Here is a 22,687-nt window from a genome sequence, read left to right as displayed (position 1 = left end):
TGGTTTATAGCTGATGATAATCTAATAAATTAGTCAATAAGTAAAAATGCTCAAAAAAGCGTATTCTGGAAAACAGTCTTTGGGAGGTTGTTTGATTCAAAATTCTGAAGATGATTAGCTGACGATTAGCTATTGACAGCTACTGACTACCTCCACTGTTCTAATTAAAGAAACCAATAAACAACTTATGATGCAAAGTGTAAAATCTGTTCCTGCATTTGACAATAAACAACAATATGCTGCAATAGAATCTGAAATCAGTACCGCTGTTTTGGAAGTTTTATCATCGGGACGCTACATTGGTGGACCAATTATTGAGGGGTTTGAGCAAGCATTTGCTGAATATCACAACGTATCAAACTGTATCGCATGTAATTCTGGTACAGATGCATTGTATCTAGCTTTACGTGCTTTGGATATTAGTGCAGGTGATGAAGTTATTACTACACCGTTTACTTTTATCGCGACTTCAGAGGTTGTCAGTGCAGTTGGCGCCAAACCAGTATTTGTAGATATTGATGCTAATACATATAATTTAAACTTACAGCAAGTAGCGGCAGCGATTACACCAAAAACAAAAGCGATCATTCCTGTACACTTGTTCGGACAACCTGTGGACATGACGACGTTGATGGAAATTGCCGACGCTCATAAAATAGCAGTTATTGAAGATTGCGCTCAATCAACAGGAGCAACTTGGAACACTAGAAAAGTTGGTAGTATTGGACATATCGGCGCTTTTAGCTTCTATCCGACAAAAAATCTTGGTGGTTGTGGTGATGGTGGTGCAGTGACAACTAACGACCCTGAAATTGCTGCCAGAATGCGAGTCATTAAAAACCACGGACAAACGAACCAATATCATTACAGCGAAGTTGGAGTTAACAGCCGTCTTGACAGTATCCAAGCGGCTATTCTTAAAATTAAACTACGTTATTTAGATGATTGGAACACTAAAAGGAAAGCGATAGCATCCCGTTACAGTCAGTTCTTATCCAAAGTACCCGGTATTATCATTCCCCAAGAACTTCCAGGTGGCGAAGGTGTTTGGAACCAATATACTATTCGTATTCTCGACAATCAACGTGAAGCTGTACGTAAAAAACTACAAGAGTTGGGAGTAAATACAATGATTTACTATCCCATGCCTCTACATTTGCAGCCTGTATACAAAGATTTAGGGTATAAAGAAGAACAATTAGAAGTGTCAGAGCAACTAAGTAAGGAAGTTACATCATTACCAATGTTCCCCGAACTTTCATTTGAACAGCAAGACCAAGTAATTTACTCAATAAAAGAAGTAATGAGTTGAGAATTTCTACTCAGATACCCGACTTCTTGAAAAAGTCGGGTATCTAGGAATAGAGGTCTTTAATACTCAGGACTAAAGCTATGAGAGGAAGTGCTAGTAGTTGCGAGTGCTTCTGCGATACCGCGTACAGCAGCAATCATAGCGATATCGCTGTTGAGTTGGTTGATTGCTGAACCGACACCAACACCTGCGGCACCTGCTGCTGTAGCAAGTGGTGCTGTAACGCTGGAAATACCGGAAGCACAAAGTACAGGAACTGGAACCGCGCGTGATATCTCGTAAGCAGCTGCTAAGGTTGGAGCAGCCTTTTCAATCAAACCGATTGTACCGCCATGTGTGGGCTTGGTACTTATGCCACCTTCGGTTTGAATAATATCAGCACCTGCAGTTACAAGCTCTTCGGCAAGCTGAACTTGCTTATCAAGCGTCAAAATATGAGGAACTGTCACCGACAAAGTTACTTGAGGAAGCAACTCGCGCGTTTGGTAGGTTAGTGCCAAAACTTCAGCAGCTTCAAATCTTCTTCCTTGTGCGTAAAACGCATCAAAGTTTCCAATTTCTATTAAATCCGCACCTGCTGCTACCGAAGAAACAAATTTTTCTGGTTCAACAGCAGATACACATATTGGTAATTTTGTCAAACTTTTAGCTAATTTAACTAGTTCTGGTGAAGCCGCGATATCAACAAAAGTGGCGCCACCTAGTTCAGCAGCTCTTACAACAGCAGCGACGTTATCCTGATTGAAATTGTTCAGCCCGCTAATTACTTTTAAAGCGCGGCGGATAGTGAACGCACGTTGAAGAGTAGAATGCATCGTCATGGTTCTTGTGTATAGCATTTGAGTAAAACTATTTTCACATTATGAGGCAACTTACGGCTAGTGACTTTGGGTATAATATAATATTTTCCATTTGGAGTAAGTATTTCTAGAAAAAATAGCTCAAAGTATTGTGCTGTGCATGACATCCAACTTAGGAGCGATGTATGGTTGAAAAAACTACGGCGCAAGTGCTAAAGTACTATTTTGAAGGTAAGGTCGGAAAATTCCACCGAGAGGATAATTGTCGTTTAATAGCGGCAGAGCAACATAAGATAACGATAATCTTGAGATAATATTTAAATTAAGTTAATGTGCTTTTAATATTATATCTAAGGGACAGGGCAAGAGAAAGCTCATTCCACTCATTGTTTATTATTATATAAGTAATGCCCTTGATTCGTAGATTGATGTTAACCCATGAACAGCGTTTGCAATTGCTTTCTTATCAAGCAAAATGGCTTTCTGTAGCTAGCTCAACTTCAAGAGTTGATAAAACGCAAGCAACTGAAATCATCCAAAAACTTTATCAGCGTCTTGGGTTGCCATCACCACATATAGTTTTAGTTCCAAGCCCATCCGGAGCTAAACAATGGATAGCATCACAAATACGCGCGCTTTATTCAAAGCATACTGTATTACGAATTTTATCTTGGGCGCCTGTGCTTCTAGTGTCATGCATAGGTTTTTTGGTTGGGTTAATAATTGGAATTGCATTATTTGAATTATTTTTTCCACCCTTTATTAAATTATTCAAGTCATTACCACACTGGTTGATTTTTATACAATACTTAATTTCATTCATCTTAATTTCTGCTATGTTCAGTTTGCCATTTATAACAATGGCAAAAATTCACAGTCGTGTTAAAAAGTTTCGAGTTAGATTAAAAAAATTATTGATTCGCGATTTTTTTGGTGTTGCTTTTGCTGAGGTAATAAATGATTTTATTGAATTACACTTTGAAGAAGTAAGTTCACAAGCCGACCCATCACTACTTAGTCAAATCTATAAAATACTCGATTCAAATTCTCAAATTTATATACAAGTATCTACAAAAATAAATACAATTTTAAGCGAATACTGGAACTACGAAACGCGTGCTTTTAATTCACGCTATCCAACAGTTTTATTATTGCCAACGTATTTACAACAAATGAGTCACTTAGATTTTTATAAAGACTTAGGTTACACAATTAATCATCAAGACTATCAACTGATTCAAGAATTAGCGCATAAATGTGGTTGGATAATTCCGTTTGAACGAGTATGTATATTGTGCGATAGACCCATTTTATTACAATTTGACGAACAAAAACAACTACATGGAGATGGGGCGCCTGCAATTCAATGGTCAGACGGTACTTGTTATTACTATTATCATGGCACAGAAATATTTGAGTATTACGGAAAGGTTCCTGTAAGTGAGTGGAAACCTGAATGGACGATAACTGAACGTGACAGCGAAATGCGGCGCCTTATTACCGAGGTGATAGGGTATCAACGCATGTGCGACTCATTGCCAACCATTGAACTTGACCGTTGGGAGGAATATACTTTATTACAAATAGACCATAAAAAAATTTTGCCATCAAATAATTTACTAGAGACTGATATGTTACCACCTTTTGAGATTGAAGCAATTGTGTTGCTTAAAAAAATTTGTCCAACTACTGAACAAGTTGATATGGCGCGCGTGCCTTCTAATATTAAATCTGTTTCCGAAGCTGTTAATTGGATTAATAACACATAAAAACGTAGGGTGCGTGACGCTATAAGGAAATTTCAACAAAGATATAAGACTTGTAGCGTCACGCACCAACTCATGATTGTGACTAAATCACTAATAATTTCTTTACTAAATTCATGTTCTGGCAACGGCACCATAATTTCTAATACTCCCCTGTCATAGGCTATTCGCGCTGCCCGATGTTCTCCAAGTTCATCAAGAATTGTTTCAAATTCTTCCCATGTAACATCACGCAACAATACACGTTGTCCAGGTGGAACGTTAATACGTTTAATGTTTAAGAGCATGATAGTTACTCCTTGTTGAGTCTACAATACAGCGCGCGTTCACCTGGACACCTCGTTACCATAATTACGTCATATTATAAATTAAAAAGGTGTAATCCTACTTCGTTGGCACTCATAACACGCTTACTTCAGTATTTGGAGAGTGATGGATATGCTGTTTTATCGTACTAGTAACTTTCCTTGTCTTGCAGCTTCTTGAACAATGTATCGTCTGCTTGTAAAGACTTGGATACCTGGAACTACAACATAATCAATGTCATCTGTAATTATTTTTATGTCTCCTGCACCTACCTGCCCGACTCATTGCTTCAAGTATTAATAAATCGTATCCGTCAATAGCTTGAGTTTTAAATCTGTTTAAAGCTGAGTCAGTTGTTTCATCATTAACATTCAAATTCGCAGGAACAGCACTAACCTTAACTTGCTTCCAAGAAGACTCCACTTCCGCAACAACCTTTAGTCGTTCTATAGGATAATTATGACGATATTCTTTTGGTGTGATATTAGAATTAGATTGTCTGTAAATTTCGTACTCGTTTTTTTCAATGATATGGGCTAGCTCTGCCAAAGTTAATCCTGAATAGGCTAATGTTGCTCCATTTTTAAAAGCTTGTACAAGATAATTGGGGTAATCAATTAGTTTGTAGCGGTCTCGGCTTCTAACACTAAAAAAGGCATTACCATACGTTTGCCAAAACCAAACGTTCGTATCAACAATAAAAATATCTTTTTTTTGCGGGATATCGTTTTTAATATCAATAACGATTGCTTGAATATTAAGATTGACTGCCATAAACTATAATGCTGATGCTTTTTCTGAGATGACAGTATCAACAGCATTACGATATTCCTCGTCATAGAAATAACGTTCAGCATTTTTCATTACATGAGCAAGAAGCTTTTGATCATCTTGCGATAGTCCTGTAAATTCCACAAGTTCATAAAGTTTGTCACATGAAATATCTTTCAAAAGCTGCCCTATTGCAGAGCTAAAAAAAATAGATGTAAAAATTTTTATCCCTGTAAAATCTAAACTTATATTCTTCCCTTCCAGTAATTTTGGATATATTTCTTCATACAGTTTTTCTCCTCTATCCACTCCCATTGCATATTCTCCAACAATATCATAGACTTTGACTACCATTTGAGTCCACCTCTTCTAATGATTTACAAACATGACTCACTTGCTGTGCAAGACAATTTACTTTTCCATCAATATAGTAATTTTAACATAGTTCTGCGTTACTTGTAAGATTTATTTTATTGTAATCGGTATTGATATTGTCTAGGTCAAAGATGTATCGTTTTGCACATACTAGCCTGGAATTATTTCAAAATATTAATATTTTAATCTAGTTGATGTACAAACGTTCTATATCTGTTTTACTATCTATAATCATGGTGCTGAAGTATTACTGTGAATTACGAAGAACTTATTAGCGATATTAGTAACATTAACGACATAACTTTAGCTACAGTTGCACGCGCGGTTAATCAAATTTTGACTATTCGCAACTGGTTCATTGGCGCCTATATTTTTGAGTACGAGCAAAATGGAGTTGATAGAGCGGCTTACGGTACACAGTTGCTTAAGAGGCTTGCCAATGACTTAAAACGTAAAAATGTTGAAGGTTTGTCTGAGCGTAACTTGAAAAACTTTCGGCAGTTCGCGCTGGCTTATCCGGCTTTGGCAAAAAATGAAAATATATCTACTTTTTTGCCAATACTTAGTATATCAGTAAACGCTCTTCAAATTCGGCAGCCACTGCCTGCCGAATTTAAAAATACTGACCATGACTTGTTTCCAGCTTTAAAAGCTCTTGAATTACATAACCCTTCTCTCTCGTGGCAAGATAGCAATTATTACCAACGTTTGATTGCGACTCTCTCATGGACGCATATAGTTGAATTGACTCGTATAGATGACAAAACGAAACGAGCTTTTTATGAATTAGAGTGTATTAAAAGCAACTGGTCTTATCGAGAATTAATACGTCAAATCAACAGTATGCTTTATGAACGGGTAGGGTTGTCTAAGGACAAAGAAGCTGTTTTGACACTTGCAAATGAAGGACAGATTGTTGATAACCCTAAAAACGTATTACGCGACCCTTATACTGTGCGTTCGCTCATTTTTATAGTCGAAGAGGAATTAATGCCTTGAGAGGAGAGGAATAGAGCAGTCAGTAGGCTTGGCGCCATTTTCCAGTAATGTGTAAGACATATTCTAGTTCATGGTGTACGTATGGTGATAAGTGAACAGGTAAAAATTGATTCTGAGAGAATTGATGATATTCCCATAATAGTTGAATGGCTCAAACAGATGGAGGTGGCTAAATCTATTGACCAAAAATTAAGTCCACTGCACGGAAACCATAAAGGGCTGAGTTACGGGCAATTAAGTGTATTGTTATTGACGTATATAATTACGGTTGGCAGACCATCGTCTGTGCGCTGTACAAGCTTGGGTGAAAGAACACCACCATATTTTAGAGTTAAGTACTGGATGGTCAATAGGAGCAAAAGATACCACAGATGACCGATTAGGCACATTAGTCGAAGAGTTAGGTATGCAGTCAGAGGCAAGGCAGAAAATAGAAATAAAGTTAGGACAACATATAATTCGCGCTTACCAACTGCCTACGGAAGTCGTGCGAAGTGATACCAGCAGTTTTAGCGTCAACCATGAACAGAGAGAATCATCGGAAGAAAGTATACTACGTTATGGCTACTCCAAAGATAAACGTCCTGATTTATTACAATACCGTCAATTACTAGCAACTCTCGACCCGATGGGAATGCCGTTGGTCAGCGCTACCCTTGAAGGAAATGGAGCCGATGACCCGTTATATTTTCCTACCTGGCAAAAAATTGTGAAAGTAATTGGGCACAAAAAGTTTATCTTCATTGCTGATTGTAAGGCTGGGTCAATTTTTACGCGCGCGAACATTGCAGCAAATGGTGGTGTTTACTGCATTCCCGTGCCAATGAGTGGACAACACCCTCAGTATCTCAAGCAATGGGTACTTGACCCACCAGCAGAAGCTATGGATATTCGTTTACCGCGACAAGATGATTTAGAAGCAGCAGTGGGAAAGGGTTTTGAAGTAGAGTTAGGTAAATTTTGGTTAAATCCAGAAACCAACAAATTTGTGCGCTGGCACGAACGTTACTTGGTGGTGTATTCTCAAAGCCTTGCTGAAGCTGCTATACGTGGTCAACATCAACGCATCAATCAAGCGATTGCTGCTCTCAACAAATTAGCAGCCAAGCCACTAGAAGACAGGGAACAACTGGGACAGAAAGTCGAAAACATTCTCAAACGCTATCGTGTCAGTGATTTCTTCTCAACTATGATTACAGAAGAAATTATTAAAGAAACTCGTCGTGTTGGACGGGGACGACCATCAAAAAACTCTCCGGTTGAAGAAGTCACTAAAATATGTTTTCAACTTCATATTCAGAAGATTGATGCAGCGATTAAGGAAGCAGAAAAATTGGCGGGATGGCGATTGTATGTTACGAATGCGCCAACTTTTCAACTAACATTACCACAAGCCGTAATGTACTACAGAGATGAATGGCTATTAGAGCGAGGTTTTCATCGTTTTATGCATAGGTTCTTTACCAGCCTTACCTATTTACTTTCAAAATCAAGACAGAATTGTCGGATTAATGTTTATTTTAAACATTGCTTTGCGAGTATTTACCTTGATGGAGTTTGTGGTACGACAGGCACTTATAGAGACTAATCAACCATTAGCTGGTCTTTATGATGGGAATCCAAAGCGAAAGACTTTTCGCCCGTCTGCCGAGCAAATGCTTAAAGCTTTTTGTAACTTAACTCTCTACTTTCTTCCTGATTCTACCATCTTTATCACTCCAATTAACGAGCTTCAGAAACAAATTCTTATATTGATGAAAATGCCTGAATCTCTTTATCAGCGCTCATTCGTTGCAATGTAAAACATAATTAGCTTCTTGTTCCTTTCTTTAAAACTTTATTATTTATAGATAGTTATATTGCCAAAGTATTCAAACATAGCAGGTATTTATCCCCGAACCCAAAGTGGAGAAGCGAATAGATAGCCCACATATTTTTGTGCGATTTATTCAGATTTTCGCCTCGACAAGTTTTTTATTTCAATAAGCTTTCCCTACTCTACGATGGAGAGCGGTATGATTGAGAGTAAGAGAATTAATTTTTACCTGAACAATCACTCAAATACGTACACTCCCTTCTCAAAAATGTCTTACAAGCTGACTGAAAACGCGCTTGGTATTATTGAGCGTCCTATTCCTTTCCCACCAAGGCATTAATTCCTCCTCAACTATAAAAATGAGCGAACGCACAGCTTATATTTTAGAGTTTTTGAGGCTAGAGGAACGAGCCAGCTATTCAGAGTCTGACCTTGAGGAAGCTTTAATTAATCATCTGCAAGAGTTTATGCGTGAGCTAGGGCGAGATTTCTGCTTTGTTGACCGCCAATTCCGAGTTACAGTTGGGGGAGAGCATTATTTTCTTGACCTGTTATTTTACCATCGCTCTTTGTAATGCCTGATTGCTATTGATTTAAAACTAGGGAAGTTTAAACATGATTATGCTGGGCAAATGAATTTCTATCTGAATTATTTGAAGGAGAATGTCGCTTATCCTCACGAAAATGCCCCTGTTGGTATTCTTCTTTGTGCTGAAAAGGATGCGGAAACTGTTCATTATGCTACCGCAGGTCTTGATAATCAATTGTTTGTGTCGCGTTATATGGTGGCGCTTCCTTCTGAAGATATGCTCAAACAATGGTTAAGAGAGGAGCAACATAGGCTGATGCAACAGTTTGATACTGCTTAAAGAGAAGATAGTTGATACAATACTCTTGTGGGATGGGTGTCAAAAGCCCGCACTAATATAAACTTCAATATCTATGGTGCGTAACGCCACAAAATTATTCGCTTCGTTGAAATCTTGTTATGGCGTTACGCGATAGTTGATACAATACTCTTGTGGGATGGGTGTCAAAAGCCCGTACTAATATAAACTTCAGATATCTATGGTGCGTAACGCCACAAAATTATTCGCTTCGTTGGAATCTTGTTATGGCGTTACGCACCCTACTATGCGGTTTCGTAATTTGGTGAATTGGTAGGGAAGATTAATAGTTGGCTATCTTCACGTTTGGGTATAGGATGCTCGGAAGAAGGCGCCTCTAAATAAGCCATCAGTTTTTGGGCTAAAATTTGCACATTTGGTGTACTTAACATACCCAAGTGTGTACCAGTTATGCCGTGAACTTCTATGCCTTTTGCAAATTCATCCCAACCTCGTAATGGTTTATACTGACACCATCTCAATACTTCTTTGGTAGTAAATAGTTTGATTTTACCTGGATAAGGTTGTGGTGAGTAGTCTACCATCGTTGCTTTCTTAATAGCTTCGATGAGTTCCATATTATGAGGATTAGAGTCTTCTGAAAAACTCCGCTCGTTCCACATGTCAAATTTACTGCTTGGTTTGCCGGTTAATACTGACTTAAACCAATCAATTTTTGCCAAGACATAGTTCCATTTACTTTGTAAAGGAAGTTTTACTAAGCTCTGTAAATACGCTGAAATAGTCCGCAATAACGAAGGATTATGAATATATAGTTTGGGTGCGTAGGTATCAAACATTGCTAATAAGTTTATTTTCTGGCCTTGAGCAATTAGTTGTTGAGCCATTTCATAAGCAATTATTCCACCACTAGAGAAACCAGCTAGTTGATATGCTCCATCAGGTTGAATTGTTTGAATTTGTTGGATGTAGTAAGATGCCATATCTTCTACTTTTGTTTGAGGCGCCTTCCCATCAAGTCCTTGTGCTTGCAGTCCATAAATGGGTTGGTCTGAACCAAGATGACGAACTAACGTTTGGTAGCCGATAATATTACCACCAAGAGCATGGATGAAGAATAAAGGTGTTTTATTGCTGTTACCTGGTTGTATAAGTACCAGCGAAGACCAAGAAGCTTCAGAACGTTGATTGAGTATATTTGCTAGCTGCTTGATTGTTGGTGCTTGAAATAAGGTAGATAGGGGAAGCTTTTTCGCAAATCTATTTTGGATTTTTGTAAATAGTTTTACTGCTAACAGCGAATGTCCCCCTAAGTTAAAGAAATTATCTGTGACTCCAATTGGTGCAACACCTAAAACTTCTTGCCAAATCTCGGTTAATTGAACTTCTATGGAATTATCCGGCGCCACAAATGTTCTTTGATTATCAAGTCGTGTTTGGTCTGGTATGGGTAAAGCGCGACGGTCTACTTTACCGTTAGCTGTGAGTGGAATATGCTCTATTGCCACAAAAGCAGATGGCACCATGTACTCTGGTAATTTTTCTTGAAGGAAATGTCTTAGTTCATCTATTGCTGTATCATGCTTCATCACGACATATGCTACTAAGCGTTTATTTCCTGGTTCATCTTCACGCGCGATAACTACTGTTTCTTGCACTGAGTCATGTTGCGCTAAGACACTTTCAATTTCTCCTAACTCGATACGGAAACCGCGAATTTTGACTTGGTGGTCAATCCGACCGAGGAATTCCATATTGCCATCAGGTAGATAACGCGCTAAATCTCCAGTTTTATATAGTCGTTGTGGATGTGTCCTTTCAATCTCTTCAACAAAGGGGTTGGGAATGAACTTTTGTGCAGTTAGCTCAATTTGATTCAAATACCCAGAAGCAAGACATTCACCACCTATATGTAATTCTCCAGATACACCGATAGGACAGGGGTTTAGATAAGAATCAAGTATGTAATATTTGGCGTTTTGGATTGGTTTGCCATAGGGAATGCTAACCCAATGCGGTTCAACTTTGCCAATTGGATAATAATTAGACCATACTGTTGCTTCTGTCGCTCCACCTAGACTAATTACTTCAACTCCGGGAAATGTTGCTTTGAGTTCGTCTGGAAGTGTTACAGGTATCCAGTCACCACTCATAAATACTAGTCTAAGTTGATGCTTTCTATGACTTGCTTGGACTGTGGGGAAAAGAAAAGATAGTTGTTGCAAAGCAGGTGGCGCCGAGTCCCAAAAAGTTATAGGCTCTGACATCAGTATATTTAGTAAAGCTTCTGGGTCACGTACATCATGACTAGGTACAACGCGGATGGAACCACCTGCTGCTAATAGCCCAAAGATATCGTAAACTGATAAGTCAAAGCACAAAGATGTAATAAATAAAACTCTGTCTCTTGAATTAACGTTAAAGGTTTTGTTAACCCATTCAATTAGATTTATCACAGGTTCGTGACGCACAACTACACCCTTCGGTGTTCCCGTTGAACCAGATGTAAATATTACATAGGCAATATCATCTGAAGTACCTGATAATGGTAAGTTTTCGCCCGATAGTTTTACATCGGTATAATTAGTATCCAGACAAATTAAGTTTTTGAGCTGTGGAAGTTGTGATTGCATCTTCTCAATGTTAGGCAACAAGCTTGTTTGCGTAACTAAGCAATTTATCGAGAGCGAGGAAAGAAGCAACTGAACGCGCGCTTCCGGAAAACTTGGTTCTAGCGGTACATAGGCGCCTCCAGCTTTCAGAATTCCTAACACTGCTGGAATCATTTCTAATGAACGTTCTAAATATACAGCAACTAACACTCCCGGTTTTACACCTAGTTGCTTGAGATGATGTGCTAACTGATTAGCTTTACAGTTTAATTCATGGTAAGTAAGCTGCTCCGAACCGCATACCGCAGCAACAGCATGGGGTGTACGCTGAACTTGTGCTTCAAATAATTGATGAATACAAAGCTGTTTTTGGAAATCTGAGGAAGTGTTATTCCACTCTGTTAACATTTGATAGCGTTCGTATCGTGTTAATAGTGGCAACTCTCCAAGACATTGCTCTGGGTTAAGAGCTATGCTTGATAATAAAGTTTGCAAATGTCCCAGTATTCGGGCAATTTTGGCATCATCGAAACTACATTGAGCATAATTAAGTTTCAAAATCAGCTTACTTTCGCCATAAGCACATAACGTTAAAGGAAAGTTAGTTTGTTCTTTTATATCTACTTTTATATTCCTCCATCTACCACCTTGAGATTGTAAAGCAGAATTTAGTTCATAGTTTTCAAACATCACAATGCTGTTAAACAATGATGCTCCATTAGGAATATCACTCCAACTTTGGATGTTAACGAGTGGGGTATGTTCATAATCACGCAAATTTACCCACTGCGCGCGTAATTCTTGTAACCAAGGCAAAAGTGCTTTTTCTGCTGGTATATTTACCCGTACTGGTAGAGTATTAATTAATATTCCCACCATCGAATCTGCACCCGTTACAGATGAATAACGACAAGCTCTTGTGGCGCCAAAAACAACATCAGCTTCACCACTATAACGACTTAATAATATACCCCAAACACCTTGCACTAAAGTATTAAGTGTTAATTGATGCTGTTGCACTAATACTTGCAACTTTGAAGTTATTTCTTGAGATAGCTCAATTTCCTGCTCTCCATAACCACTTCTTTCTTCAATAGAATTAGCTAATAAAGGAGTCGGTGCCGTAAAACCTTTAAGTAACTGGCGCCAGTATGTCTCAGATTGAGTATAATCTTGCTGCTGTAACCATTCGATATGGTCGCGAAAAGGACGAGGTAATGATAATTCCAAGTCTTCACCTTTCTTCAAAGCATCATAAATAGTGAAGACTTCCTTAATAATTGTAACTATAGAGCGGCCATCTAATATAGCATGGTGAAAAGTCCAAACAAACTGGTAGGCAAATTTGTTTACCTGAAATAATGCTAAACGCATTAAAGGTGGTATCTTGAGATTGAAGCCCAAGATGCGGTCTTCTTCAAGATAATCTTGCAGTTTCTGTGATTGCTCCTCATTCGACAAATCACACCAATTTTGTTGTTGCCAAGAAATTGCCAATTTTTTATGCACGTATTGAAGCGGTTCGCAATTGTCTACCCAATCAAAACTCGTTCGTAACACTGCGTGTCGCTCTACAACTTTGCACCACGCATCTTGAAATACTACAACATCAAGTACTTCATCCATCCTACCAACTACCTGCTCAATATCTACTCCTGAATTTTGAGCATATAAACTATTAAACAACATTCCCTGCTGCATCGGTGAAAGTTGATATGAATCTTCTATATTTACTGTCATATGATTTACTTCTAAATATTTATGAACGAAAATTTACTTTGATGAGCAAATCAAAGCAAAATTAAATGTACGAATTAAAACTCAGGAAGAAGCGAACCCAGGTCAAAAAATGTCTGCATCCAATACCGACCGCGCAATATCTATAACGCAAGCATTTTAATTCTTAAGTAAGATGAGGCGATTCAAAACCACACCGTCTTCAAGTATCTTTTGTTGTTACCTTATATCAACACTAAATTTACTTTACAGTGGAAACCGCAAGCTTTGATAGAGAAATTGTAAAGAAGAGAACGTATTTCATAAAGATAAAGCAAAAATACTGTATCCCTTGGTACTTGACAATTTTACTTTCATAAGGATGGAAAAATTATAAATCTTTGTGCGCTTTGTGTTTTTTGTGGTTAAATTAAAGGTTTTGAATCACAAAAACTTGATTCTAGGTTGGTGGAGGAACGGAACCCAACACTAGTAAGATTTTTGTTGGGTTCTTTTAGCCTTCACTCAACCTACTGTTTAACAGCTTTCATTGATAAACCGATACGCTTGAGTTTCTCGTTGACTTCCATTACTCGAACTTTAACGACTTGCCCGACTTTGACTATTTTCTTGGGGTCGTCTACAAATCTATCGGCAAGTTGGGATATATGTACTAAACCATCTTGGTGAACACCAACATCGACAAAGGCGCCAAAGTTAGCGACATTAGTAATAATACCCTCCAATTCCATCCCAACTTCTAAATCGGTAACTTCTTTGATACCTTCTTTAAAAGTGGCATATTTAAATTCTGCGCGCGGGTCACGTCCTGGTTTCTCAAGTTCGCTAAGAATATCACGCAGTGTGGGTTCCCCAATGGTATCAGTAACGTATTTTTTCAAACCAGTTTTTTTCAAGTTTTCGGCGATTAGCGTTACTTGGTTTAATGGAACCTTGAGGTCAGAAGCTATATTTTCCACTACTTTGTAACTTTCTGGGTGTACAGCAGTATTATCTAAAGGATTTTCACCACCACGGATACGTAAAAAACCTGCTGCTTGTTCAAAAGCTTTTGGTCCAAGTTTAGGGACTTTCAACAACTGGCGCCGATTTTTGAAGGCGCCGTTTGCGTTACGATGAGCGACTATATTGTTAGCAACTGCTGACGTAATTCCTGAAACAGAAGTTAATAATTCTTTGGAAGCAGTATTTAAGTCTACACCAACGTAGTTTACACAGCTTTCCACTGTTTCTTCGAGCTTCTTCTTTAATAATTTTTGGTCTACGTCATGCTGATATTGTCCCACCCCTATCGATTTAGGGTCAATTTTAACGAGTTCTGCTAACGGGTCTTGCAGGCGCCGACCAATACTAATGGCGCCTCGCACGGTAACATCAAGGTTGGGGAACTCCTCACCAGCCAGTTTACTCGCTGAATATATAGATGCTCCCGATTCGTTTACTATAACTTTAACGGGTTTACGTTCGACTGCTTTAAGTACATCGCCAATAAATTCATCAGTTTCGCGCGATGCTGTACCGTTACCAATAGCTATCAACTCAATTTTATACTTCTCAATCAAATTTTTGACTGATTGTGCAGCTTTCACACGTCCATCTGCACCAGTATGCGGAAAAATTGCCTGGTATTCTAAAAATTTACCCGTTTGGTCAAGAATTGCCACTTTACATCCAGTTCTAAAACCTGGGTCTACCGCCATTGTTGGCTTCATCCCCGCAGGCGCCGATAGTAACAACTCCCGTAAGTTTGTTTCAAACGTCTTTATCGACTCAATATCAGCATAAAGCTTTTTCTCGGCAATAACTTCATTTATTAGCGAAGTTTTCATTAAACGGTTAAAAGCATCTTTGAGCATTTCTTGATAAAACGCTCTGATTGGACGATGCTTTGTCTTGATTTCTTGAGATTCAAGGTACGATAGTACTGTATCTTCATCATAAGCAAGTTCAAAACTTAATATCCCCTCATTTTCACCACGACACAGCGCTAGCAAGTTATGAGGTGCAATATTTCTTACCTTTGCGCTGAAGCTACGATACATCTCAAATTTTGTCGTTCCTTCCGGGTGTTCGTCTTTGATGTGGGAGACAAACATTCCTTCTTCCAAAAGATACTCACGTAAATATGCCCGCAATTCGGCTTTATCTGCTACTTCCTCTGCTAAAATATCGGCGGCGCCACGTATTGCATCGTCAGCACTCTTTACACCCTGAGTCTCTGAAACATATTTGACTGCTTCCTGCTCAAACGGAACAAGTGGGCCATTTTTGACATTCAACGACTTAATAAACTCTGCCAGTGCTTCTAACCCTTTCTCACGGGCAATAGTCGCGCGCGTGCGACGCTTCGGACGGTAAGGTAAATATAAATCTTCTAACTCGTTTTTTTGCAAACAAGTCTCAATTTTCGCTTTTAGCTCAGGAGTCAGCTTACCTTGTTCGCTAATTGAATTAAGTATTGCCGCTTTTCGTTCTTCTAACTCGGTTAAATAGCTATGTCTATCTGATAAGTCCCGCAACTGCACTTCGTCCATCTCACCAGTGCGTTCCTTACGGTAACGGGCAATAAAGGGAATTGTCGCACCTTCAGCAAAAAGTTCAAGCGCGTTTTGAATTTGGAAAGGTTTAAGATTAAGTTCGGTTGCTAAAATCTGTGGAATATTAAGCATCGGATGTTCTCAGTCGAAAAAGCTGCTGAATGGAAACTGAATTACTATAACTTGTTTCCAGATAACACCCAATTTTTAACTGCAATATCTTCACCAAAAAAATTCTATTAACGATTTTACGTCTAAAGACAGATTGTACAGACATCACAGTATTGTGATCGATAAATTCCCTCCTTAGATAGAACCAATATTAATTCAAATTTATTAAGTATATGTACTTATGCTTTTCTAAAAACGAAAAAATGTAATACAATTCTAATATGTTAAGATTTATAAAGCTGTTTATGCTGAAAGCTTAAAACATGAAAACGATTTTTGGTCATTTCCAGCCTTTTATTTTTTCTTCCTTTGTAAATATTAATAATTATATAATCTGGTGTTAAGATAACATACCAAATGGATTCGGAATTCAACTCCCCATCCTTGTAATTTTAAGTAGGGTGCTGTAACAAAAGTCGAGAGTAGAACCAAAAGTTACTACTTTTGCTATATTGGAATGTCGCAAGATTTATATCTATGCGCTTCTGTTTATGAATTCAGAGGTTAATAGCGAAATGGTCTTAGCATTTTTAATACCGCTTTTGACTGGTTTAATTAGCGGTTACTTGTATCAAAAAAGTACCGACGAGATAGGTTATCTCGCTGGTGGAGTCGCAATTATTAGTTTTGTTATTTGCTTAGTAATGGCGCCTTGGGAAGTTCAGGTTTTGCTGCTAGTAGCTGTTTTGGTTTCTACTCAAAAACTACTCGGACAAAACGACTACAGAATTGATACCGAAGGTGGGACAGGTCAAAAATCACAAGAACGGAGGTATAAAGGTTAAAGATTTATGGTTAAAGGCTAAAGGGAGAAATCACTTCCTTTGCCTGTAGTTACTTTTGATTTACAACTAATATTAAACTGCAAATTGTTTTACATATTTAACTACCAGTTGAAAGATATAATGAAAAAAAGTTAAGTACAAACATGCCACGGACTCCTGAAGAAAATGAACGCATTCGACGCGCGACTACCGAGCAAATCCTAAAATCAACAATGGATATGTTCATCGAAAAAGGCTACCACTCAACATCTATAGATGACGTGTCAAAATTAGCTCAAATTTCTAAGGGATTGCTATATCACTATTTCAAAGGTAAAGAAGACCTTCTTGCAGCACTAGTTAAAGTGCGGCTCAACGATATATTAGTAGTTATGGATACAGCAGCAGCAAAAGAAACTCCTGCAGAACAAATCCAGTATATCGCTCTTGGCGCCCTCGAAGATGTCCGGCGCCAGCCTGAAGTGTTTCGATTTTACCTCAACTTGTTCACCCAACCAAAACTTGACCCCGTTGTTGCCAAATACAGCAAAATGTTAATGGATGAACAAGCTCGTCAGTTTGAAGTTCAGACAGAGATGTTTAAGAAGCTTGGGGTAAAAAACCCACGACAGCGTTCACTTTATTTTTCCTCAACGCTTCAAGGCATAATGCTAATGTTTTCAACTTATCCAGAGAATTTTCCACTCGAAGAAGTTAAAGCTCAGGTGATTGAGGAGTTTTGCTCCTGATGACTGAAATTTCAATTGGAAGCTCTGTAAATGTAATTCGCGGAGTGTTTAAAGATTTTCAAGGTGTAGTATCACATTTTAATAACGATAATATTGTAGTTGAGTTAGACATATTTGAACGTAAAATATCTGTAACTTTACATTTAGATGACCTCGATATTGAAAATATTAGTCCACTCGATATAGTAATATGCCTAATGATAATTCTGAATTAGACACGTAGCTATAGCTTTAGCAAGAAGGGGAGGTACAGATTCTCCAATTTGAGAGGATATTTCTGTATATGTACCTAAAAAATGAAATTTATCTGGAAAAGAATGTAACCTTGCTGCTTCGCGTATTGTTATAGTTCTATCTTGTGTAGGGTGGAAAAATCTACCTGAACCTGGATGAAACACCCATCTTGTAATTGTTCTCGCTGGTTTATCCCAATACAATCTACCATAGGCGCCACTATAATATTTTTTCGGTGCCAATTCTGGGGGCAAATTTTTTGCATCTTGCCCTTCTTTCAAAATACGAACTCTTGCTATTTGAACAGGACTTAAAGCACGAGCGACATGATTTACAAGTTTTGTACTTTCGGAGCGCATAATAGCTTGATATGTACTGTCTACCTGCAATGGATAACTATCTTCATTGTACTCTTGTCCTGCATCTAATGGTGGTAAATCTCCAATTGCATCTCTAACTGTAACAATTGAAGAAATGCTCTTGTCAAATAAATTAAGCTGCTTATTAGTATTTTTATCTTCTGAATGTGTAGGTTTAGGAAATAAAGGTAGTTTATCTAAACTAGCAATGAAAAAAGCTCTAGTTCTTGTTTGCGGTATTCCGTAATGTGCTGCATTCAACGAAGCGGAAGCAACTTTATAACCGAATGACTCTAATTGCTTAGTAATTTCATACCTGACCACACCTTTATAAGCATTTAATATTTCAGGTACATTTTCCATTACTACATAAATAGGTATAAACTCTTCTACAAACTCTAAAAAAGTTTTGTAAAGTTGATTTCGAGACTCATCAAGACTCCGACAACCCGCTGGAATATTTCTTGAAAAGCCTTGACAAGGTGGACCACCAATAATTACCGTCAATTCTTCTTGCTGTAACCCAAGCCTGGAACGTAATTCTCTCGGATTAACTTTACATATATCCTCATTAACAATTTTCGCATTTGGATAATTATGCTTATATGTTGCCAAAGCTTTTTTATCAACCTCGATGGCGCACAATGACTCAAAACCTGCGCTTATGAACCCCGTAGTTAATCCGCCGGCACCTGCAAATAAATCAATTAACTTATGCATAATATACAAAATAACTATAATAATTCATCACTATAACATTTGTATGACCTGAACAACACACCAACAGGTGCCTTTTCCTTTAAGTTCAAGATTATCTTTAAAGATAATTGAACAAACTTCTGCTTCACCCTTTTTCCTTTCTGTTGCTTTGATTTTCAACCCATAGTACTATTATAGTACCCATTGCATAAGCAATTATATCTTTCCAATCAAATGTGCTTCCCAAGGCAATAGCCAAAATCCGATTATTCTGTAATCCTAATTTATCTACGAAATTAAAATACTGTAGGATTTCAATAATACAAGCAAACGTAAAAACTGATACAGCAACGGTGGATGATTGTATATTGAAAAAAGCTCTAATAAAGCAATAGATAAGTATAACGACTAAAACATCACCAATAAAAGGACGGATAAAAATATCATTTACAAAAACAGCGATACCTACCTCTATCAGGAATAGTAGAATAGTGAAGTAAAAATATTTTTGGTTGAATATAAACATAGAGAGAATACTGTTTATCATCTATATTTAATGAGGTTGACGTATAAAGGTTTTATTGTCCGCGTTCTGGCTTACAATCAGCAAAACAAGCGTGCCTCCGTGTCCAAAAAACGCGCGATTATCAGAAACTTGTGTATAATATCATATAATTTTATATTTAAATGTTAGTCAAAAGTATAAGTTATGAAAAAAGCTATGATAAAAAGTCCGTTACGTTATCCGGGAGGTAAGTCAAAAGCCATTGAGCAAATAGCCAAATATATACCAGATACTTTATCCGAGTACAGAGAACCCTTTGTAGGTGGTGGTTCTGTCTTTATATACTTAAAACAAAAGTTTCCCTACCTCAAGTTTTGGATTAATGATTTAAATCGCGAACTCTTTCTATTTTGGAAATTCTCTCAATCTCACCTCTCACAACTTATAGAAGAAATACGTTGCATCAAAAATAAATATACAAACGGTAAGCAATTATTTGAAGAACTCAGAAACATAGACACTAACAAATTATCTGATTTTGATAGAGCAGTGCGCTTTTTCGTCCTTAATAGAATTACTTTTTCTGGCACCGTTGAATCTGGAGGGTTTTCCGAGCAAGCTTTTCACAAACGGTTTACTTATTCATCTATAGACCGTTTAGAAAAATTAGAAAGTATCTTAACACCAGACGTAAAAATTACGAACTTAGATTACAGCGAGCTATTACAAGCAGAGGGTCAAGATATATTTATATTTTTAGACCCACCTTATTTTACAGCCACTAAATCCAAACTTTATGGTAAATCTGGAGATTTACACATCTCATTCGAGCATCAAAGGTTTGCAACACTCGTACAAACCTGTCCCCAACGCTGGTTAATAACTTACGACGACTCACCCAATATTAGAGAAAACTTTAAATCTTCTTGCATGAATGAATGGGAATTACAATATGGAATGAATAACTACAAACGCATGGGCGCCGCTAAAGGTAAAGAATTATTCATCACTAACTATTAAATTAAACACTTTTCTTCAGGATATTTAAATTGGTTATTATAAAAACAAAACGTAGTTTATGAAGTCCGGCGCCAGACTTCAAAGGTACTTGTTTACAGTTGAATTAATTATGGCGTTTTGGAAGCACTGAAGTGCTTAGTACGAGTATCATTAACTACCTGTGGAACAGTAGTATTTTTCTCCTATTTTCCATAGCTTTAGGGCAATAATGAGGAAGATAATACCTGCCATTGGAGAAAGGTAACAAAACCACAAAGGTACTGACATATCTTTTCCTAGCACTGCAACTAAAGGAAAGTAGCTGACACAGCCAAGTGGTATAATGAAAGTGAAGAATTGTTGAAACCATTTACTATAAATTCCTAGAGGATATTGAGCAGTTTCCACACCTCCATAAGTCAGGACGTTCATAATTTCAAGGGCTTCAATAGTCCAAAATGTTAGCGTTGCTTGTATAATTACAATACCTAGAAACAGTGTAACAGAGCCGATAAATGAGGCGCCTAAAAGCCATAGTGTTTGTAAATTTAAGCTCACATTAAGAGTTGTAAGCGACCATACCATAACAACAAATCCTTGGGCAAATCGTCCTATGCGCTTTAAAGTAAATTCTGTTCCTAAAAGTTGAAGTACGGTGCTGCGTGGACGAAGCAATAAACGGTCAAAATCACCATTTTTAATTATTCGTGACAATGTATCAAACCCTCGTCCAAGTGCATCAGCGCTGGCAAAAGATATATTAATTATTCCGTAAAATAAAGCAACTTCTGGTAGGCGCCATGTTCCAATACTGTTGAAACGAGTAAAAAGTGCCCAAATTCCAAAGAAATCTATTACAGTTATTAATAGATATCCTACAAGTTGAAGCAAGAAGGACACTTTGTACTGCAATTGCGATTTAAAAGATATAGAAATATATCGTCTGTATAAATAAAAAGCATTCATAGTCATCCCCCTTGAATTACCAGTTTTCTTACACCACGGTTGACTAATAGGCGCCCAAATAAAACAAAAACAAAAATCCAAAAAGATTGATGCAGTAATACACTAGGTAGCGAATTCACTGGAAGATTACCAGTAAAAAGGCGAAAAGGTTTATCAACTAGTCCAGAAAAGGGAAGCACATTGAGCAAAGGTTGTATCCATTCCGGAAAAAGTGGCAGAGGAATAATCATCCCAGAAAAAACAATAATTAGAGGTGGAAGGAAATTATTAACTCCATCGCCGGATATTGTCCACATCATTGATACTGTAAAAAGCATTGTTAATGCAGATGAAAGAAGAATGGCGCCAATAAAGGAGATTAAAAAGGCAATGAAAGCAGCAAACGATGGTGGAAAGGTAAGTGACCACTCAGAAATTCCAATGAGGGGAAATATAAACAGTGTTATACATAGTAGAGGGACAGCACGCAAAATAATAGGCACCGTGCGAAGTGCCAACGCGCGAGTTAACCAGAAATTATACAGGTCAGTAGGTCGAAGTAAGTCGTATCCGATGGCGCCGGAACGTATTAATTCTTGAATATCTTTATCACCACCCCAAGGAACTACTGCAAATAAAAATGCTTGTCCCAACCATATGTATCCTACAGTTTCACGAAGAGTTATAGGTTGAGCAGAAGTTGCATGTGTAAAGAATGCTTCTAATACCATGACTTTTACAGAACCCCAAAAAAACTGAGTTGCTATACCCGCTAGAGCTGCTGCACGGTATTGTAGTAGTAGTGCAAATCTAGCAAGAAACATTGAATAATAAGGTTTTATTTGATTTGGAATCCGGAAAGCACTGAAGTGCTTACTACGATCTTTCATTCCATTCCTCCATTTGCATATAGTTCTGCAACTATTTCCTCAATTGGTGGATTTTCAACAAAAAGGTCTTCTACTTCGTGCTTTGAGGTAACATGAGCAATTAGAGATGCAGCAGATATTTTTATTGGGTCGAAGGCTAGCGTTACAGTGCGACCTTCTTTTGAGATTATGTTAACCCCTTCTTCGTGAAAGAAGAAATTATCGTTTGCCAGGTGTATTTTTAAATAACGACGTGAGGAAACTTGAGAACGAAGCTTTGTTAAGGAACCATCACAAAGAATTTCACCTCCACCTATAATAATTACCCGTTCGCATAGCGCTTCGATATCATCCATATCGTGGGTGGTGAGGATGGTAGTGACTTTGTGCGTTTTATTTAGAGTTTTGATAAATTTTCTTACGGCAAGCTTTGAAACTGCATCTAGTCCGATAGTTGGTTCATCGAGAAAAAGAATATCTGGTCTGTGAAGCATTGCTGCTGCAAAGTCGCATC

The 22,687-nt window shown here is 37.8% G+C and carries 18 protein-coding genes and 3 pseudogenes; 10 read left to right on the top strand and 11 right to left on the bottom strand.

Annotation, left to right across the window (positions count from 1 at the left end):
• Nucleotides 1–187 precede the first annotated feature (187 nt).
• A complete protein-coding gene (locus AC2JBO_RS20220; protein WP_496955446.1) occupies nucleotides 188–1,312 on the top strand; it encodes a DegT/DnrJ/EryC1/StrS family aminotransferase in 1,125 nt (374 codons plus the stop codon).
• 59 nt (nucleotides 1,313–1,371) lie between these two features.
• Here the strand turns inward: AC2JBO_RS20220 and AC2JBO_RS20215 are convergent, their stop codons facing one another.
• A complete protein-coding gene (locus AC2JBO_RS20215; RefSeq protein WP_496955445.1) occupies nucleotides 1,372–2,133 on the bottom strand; it encodes a DUF561 domain-containing protein in 762 nt (253 codons plus the stop codon).
• A 407-nt stretch (nucleotides 2,134–2,540) separates the two neighbouring features.
• Between AC2JBO_RS20215 and AC2JBO_RS20210 the strand changes: the two genes are divergently transcribed.
• Nucleotides 2,541–3,881: a DUF6745 domain-containing protein gene (locus tag AC2JBO_RS20210; RefSeq protein WP_496955444.1), complete on the top strand. Its 1,341-nt coding sequence runs from the start codon at nucleotides 2,541–2,543 to the stop codon at nucleotides 3,879–3,881.
• A gap of 80 nt (nucleotides 3,882–3,961) precedes the next feature.
• Here the strand turns inward: AC2JBO_RS20210 and AC2JBO_RS20205 are convergent.
• From AC2JBO_RS20205 to AC2JBO_RS20195, 3 genes and pseudogenes are all read right to left on the bottom strand, one after another.
• Nucleotides 3,962–4,165: pseudogene (locus tag AC2JBO_RS20205) on the bottom strand (Uma2 family endonuclease); the annotation flags it as partial.
• Nucleotides 4,166–4,421: 256 nt separating this feature from the next.
• On the bottom strand, nucleotides 4,422–4,958 hold the full coding sequence (locus AC2JBO_RS20200; protein WP_496955443.1) for a hypothetical protein: 537 nt from the start codon (nucleotides 4,956–4,958) through the stop codon (nucleotides 4,422–4,424).
• A gap of 3 nt (nucleotides 4,959–4,961) precedes the next feature.
• Nucleotides 4,962–5,309 (bottom strand): STAS-like domain-containing protein, encoded by a 348-nt coding sequence (locus tag AC2JBO_RS20195; protein WP_496955442.1) that lies wholly within the window; start codon nucleotides 5,307–5,309, stop codon nucleotides 4,962–4,964.
• A 273-nt stretch (nucleotides 5,310–5,582) separates the two neighbouring features.
• On the opposite strand from AC2JBO_RS20195, the gene AC2JBO_RS20190 reads away from it, so the two are divergent.
• From AC2JBO_RS20190 to AC2JBO_RS20175, 4 genes and pseudogenes are all read left to right on the top strand, one after another.
• The gene (locus tag AC2JBO_RS20190; RefSeq protein WP_496955441.1) at nucleotides 5,583–6,329 is read left to right on the top strand and encodes a DUF1016 N-terminal domain-containing protein; all 747 of its coding nucleotides are present in this window, start codon (nucleotides 5,583–5,585) and stop codon (nucleotides 6,327–6,329) included.
• A gap of 268 nt (nucleotides 6,330–6,597) precedes the next feature.
• Nucleotides 6,598–7,917, top strand: a complete 1,320-nt coding sequence (locus tag AC2JBO_RS20185; protein ID WP_496955440.1) for an IS1634 family transposase — start codon at nucleotides 6,598–6,600, stop codon at nucleotides 7,915–7,917.
• A complete protein-coding gene (locus AC2JBO_RS20180) occupies nucleotides 7,889–8,131 on the top strand; it encodes a hypothetical protein (protein ID WP_496955439.1) in 243 nt (80 codons plus the stop codon). The genes AC2JBO_RS20185 and AC2JBO_RS20180 overlap by 29 nt, the downstream gene beginning before the upstream one ends.
• Before the next feature lie 373 nt (nucleotides 8,132–8,504).
• Nucleotides 8,505–9,014, top strand: a pseudogene (locus tag AC2JBO_RS20175) (PDDEXK nuclease domain-containing protein).
• A gap of 263 nt (nucleotides 9,015–9,277) precedes the next feature.
• Here AC2JBO_RS20175 and AC2JBO_RS20170 read toward each other — a convergent pair.
• Nucleotides 9,278–13,345: an amino acid adenylation domain-containing protein gene (locus AC2JBO_RS20170; protein ID WP_496955438.1), complete on the bottom strand. Its 4,068-nt coding sequence runs from the start codon at nucleotides 13,343–13,345 to the stop codon at nucleotides 9,278–9,280.
• Between the two features lie 506 nt (nucleotides 13,346–13,851).
• Nucleotides 13,852–16,011 carry a Tex family protein gene (locus AC2JBO_RS20165; protein WP_496955437.1) on the bottom strand — a complete coding sequence of 720 codons (2,160 nt, stop codon included), beginning with the start codon at nucleotides 16,009–16,011 and terminating at the stop codon, nucleotides 13,852–13,854.
• Nucleotides 16,012–16,541: 530 nt separating this feature from the next.
• On the opposite strand from AC2JBO_RS20165, the gene AC2JBO_RS20160 reads away from it, so the two are divergent.
• From AC2JBO_RS20160 to nusG, 3 genes are all read left to right on the top strand, one after another.
• A complete protein-coding gene (locus AC2JBO_RS20160) occupies nucleotides 16,542–16,835 on the top strand; it encodes a hypothetical protein (RefSeq protein ID WP_496955436.1) in 294 nt (97 codons plus the stop codon).
• Nucleotides 16,836–16,978: 143 nt separating this feature from the next.
• Nucleotides 16,979–17,563: a TetR/AcrR family transcriptional regulator gene (locus AC2JBO_RS20155; RefSeq protein WP_496955435.1), complete on the top strand. Its 585-nt coding sequence runs from the start codon at nucleotides 16,979–16,981 to the stop codon at nucleotides 17,561–17,563.
• Nucleotides 17,563–17,778, top strand: coding sequence for a transcription termination/antitermination protein NusG (gene nusG / locus AC2JBO_RS20150; protein WP_496955434.1), 216 nt, complete (start codon nucleotides 17,563–17,565; stop codon nucleotides 17,776–17,778). Before AC2JBO_RS20155 ends, nusG begins: the two co-directional genes overlap by 1 nt.
• Here the strand turns inward: nusG and AC2JBO_RS20145 are convergent.
• Entirely contained in the window at nucleotides 17,758–18,876 is a 1,119-nt protein-coding gene (locus tag AC2JBO_RS20145) for a DNA cytosine methyltransferase (RefSeq protein WP_496955433.1), read from the bottom strand. The genes nusG and AC2JBO_RS20145 overlap by 21 nt on opposite strands.
• A gap of 124 nt (nucleotides 18,877–19,000) precedes the next feature.
• Nucleotides 19,001–19,381, bottom strand: coding sequence for a ribosomal maturation YjgA family protein (locus tag AC2JBO_RS20140; protein ID WP_496955432.1), 381 nt, complete (start codon nucleotides 19,379–19,381; stop codon nucleotides 19,001–19,003).
• A 195-nt stretch (nucleotides 19,382–19,576) separates the two neighbouring features.
• Between AC2JBO_RS20140 and AC2JBO_RS20135 the strand changes: the two genes are divergently transcribed.
• Nucleotides 19,577–20,380, top strand: a complete 804-nt coding sequence (locus AC2JBO_RS20135; protein WP_496955454.1) for a DNA adenine methylase — start codon at nucleotides 19,577–19,579, stop codon at nucleotides 20,378–20,380.
• 150 nt (nucleotides 20,381–20,530) lie between these two features.
• Here AC2JBO_RS20135 and AC2JBO_RS20130 read toward each other — a convergent pair whose 3' ends face one another.
• The 3 genes and pseudogenes from AC2JBO_RS20130 to AC2JBO_RS20120 form a co-directional block, all read right to left on the bottom strand.
• The gene (locus AC2JBO_RS20130; protein ID WP_496955431.1) at nucleotides 20,531–21,259 is read right to left on the bottom strand and encodes an ABC transporter permease; all 729 of its coding nucleotides are present in this window, start codon (nucleotides 21,257–21,259) and stop codon (nucleotides 20,531–20,533) included.
• Between the two features lie 68 nt (nucleotides 21,260–21,327).
• On the bottom strand, nucleotides 21,328–22,194 hold the full coding sequence (locus tag AC2JBO_RS20125; protein WP_496955430.1) for an ABC transporter permease: 867 nt from the start codon (nucleotides 22,192–22,194) through the stop codon (nucleotides 21,328–21,330).
• Nucleotides 22,191–22,687 (bottom strand): annotated as a pseudogene (locus AC2JBO_RS20120) (ABC transporter); the annotation flags it as partial. The pseudogene AC2JBO_RS20120 and the gene AC2JBO_RS20125, both read right to left, overlap by 4 nt.

It is taken from the genome of Calothrix sp. CBUCES-K 9914 (assembly GCF_059640475.1).
The sequence above is the reverse complement of the archived record's forward strand: the minus strand, read 5'-3'. Positions and strand labels throughout refer to the sequence as shown.

Bases quoted from the DNA above. Each gene is read 5' to 3' on its own strand.
- AC2JBO_RS20200 (WP_496955443.1), bottom strand. From the start codon at position 4,958: ATGGCAGTCAATCTTAATATTCAAGCAATCGTTATTGATATTAAAAAC.
- AC2JBO_RS20220 (WP_496955446.1), top strand. From the start codon at position 188: ATGATGCAAAGTGTAAAATCTGTTCCTGCATTTGACAATAAACAACAA.
- AC2JBO_RS20145 (WP_496955433.1), bottom strand. From the start codon at position 18,876: ATGCATAAGTTAATTGATTTATTTGCAGGTGCCGGCGGATTAACTACG.
- nusG (WP_496955434.1), top strand. From the start codon at position 17,563: ATGACTGAAATTTCAATTGGAAGCTCTGTAAATGTAATTCGCGGAGTG.
- AC2JBO_RS20135 (WP_496955454.1), top strand. From the start codon at position 19,577: ATGATAAAAAGTCCGTTACGTTATCCGGGAGGTAAGTCAAAAGCCATT.
- AC2JBO_RS20195 (WP_496955442.1), bottom strand. From the start codon at position 5,309: ATGGTAGTCAAAGTCTATGATATTGTTGGAGAATATGCAATGGGAGTG.
- AC2JBO_RS20215 (WP_496955445.1), bottom strand. From the start codon at position 2,133: ATGACGATGCATTCTACTCTTCAACGTGCGTTCACTATCCGCCGCGCT.
- AC2JBO_RS20170 (WP_496955438.1), bottom strand. From the start codon at position 13,345: ATGACAGTAAATATAGAAGATTCATATCAACTTTCACCGATGCAGCAG.
- AC2JBO_RS20140 (WP_496955432.1), bottom strand. From the start codon at position 19,381: ATGTTTATATTCAACCAAAAATATTTTTACTTCACTATTCTACTATTC.
- AC2JBO_RS20125 (WP_496955430.1), bottom strand. From the start codon at position 22,194: ATGAAAGATCGTAGTAAGCACTTCAGTGCTTTCCGGATTCCAAATCAA.
- AC2JBO_RS20160 (WP_496955436.1), top strand. From the start codon at position 16,542: ATGAATTCAGAGGTTAATAGCGAAATGGTCTTAGCATTTTTAATACCG.
- AC2JBO_RS20210 (WP_496955444.1), top strand. From the start codon at position 2,541: ATGTTAACCCATGAACAGCGTTTGCAATTGCTTTCTTATCAAGCAAAA.
- AC2JBO_RS20165 (WP_496955437.1), bottom strand. From the start codon at position 16,011: ATGCTTAATATTCCACAGATTTTAGCAACCGAACTTAATCTTAAACCT.
- AC2JBO_RS20155 (WP_496955435.1), top strand. From the start codon at position 16,979: ATGCCACGGACTCCTGAAGAAAATGAACGCATTCGACGCGCGACTACC.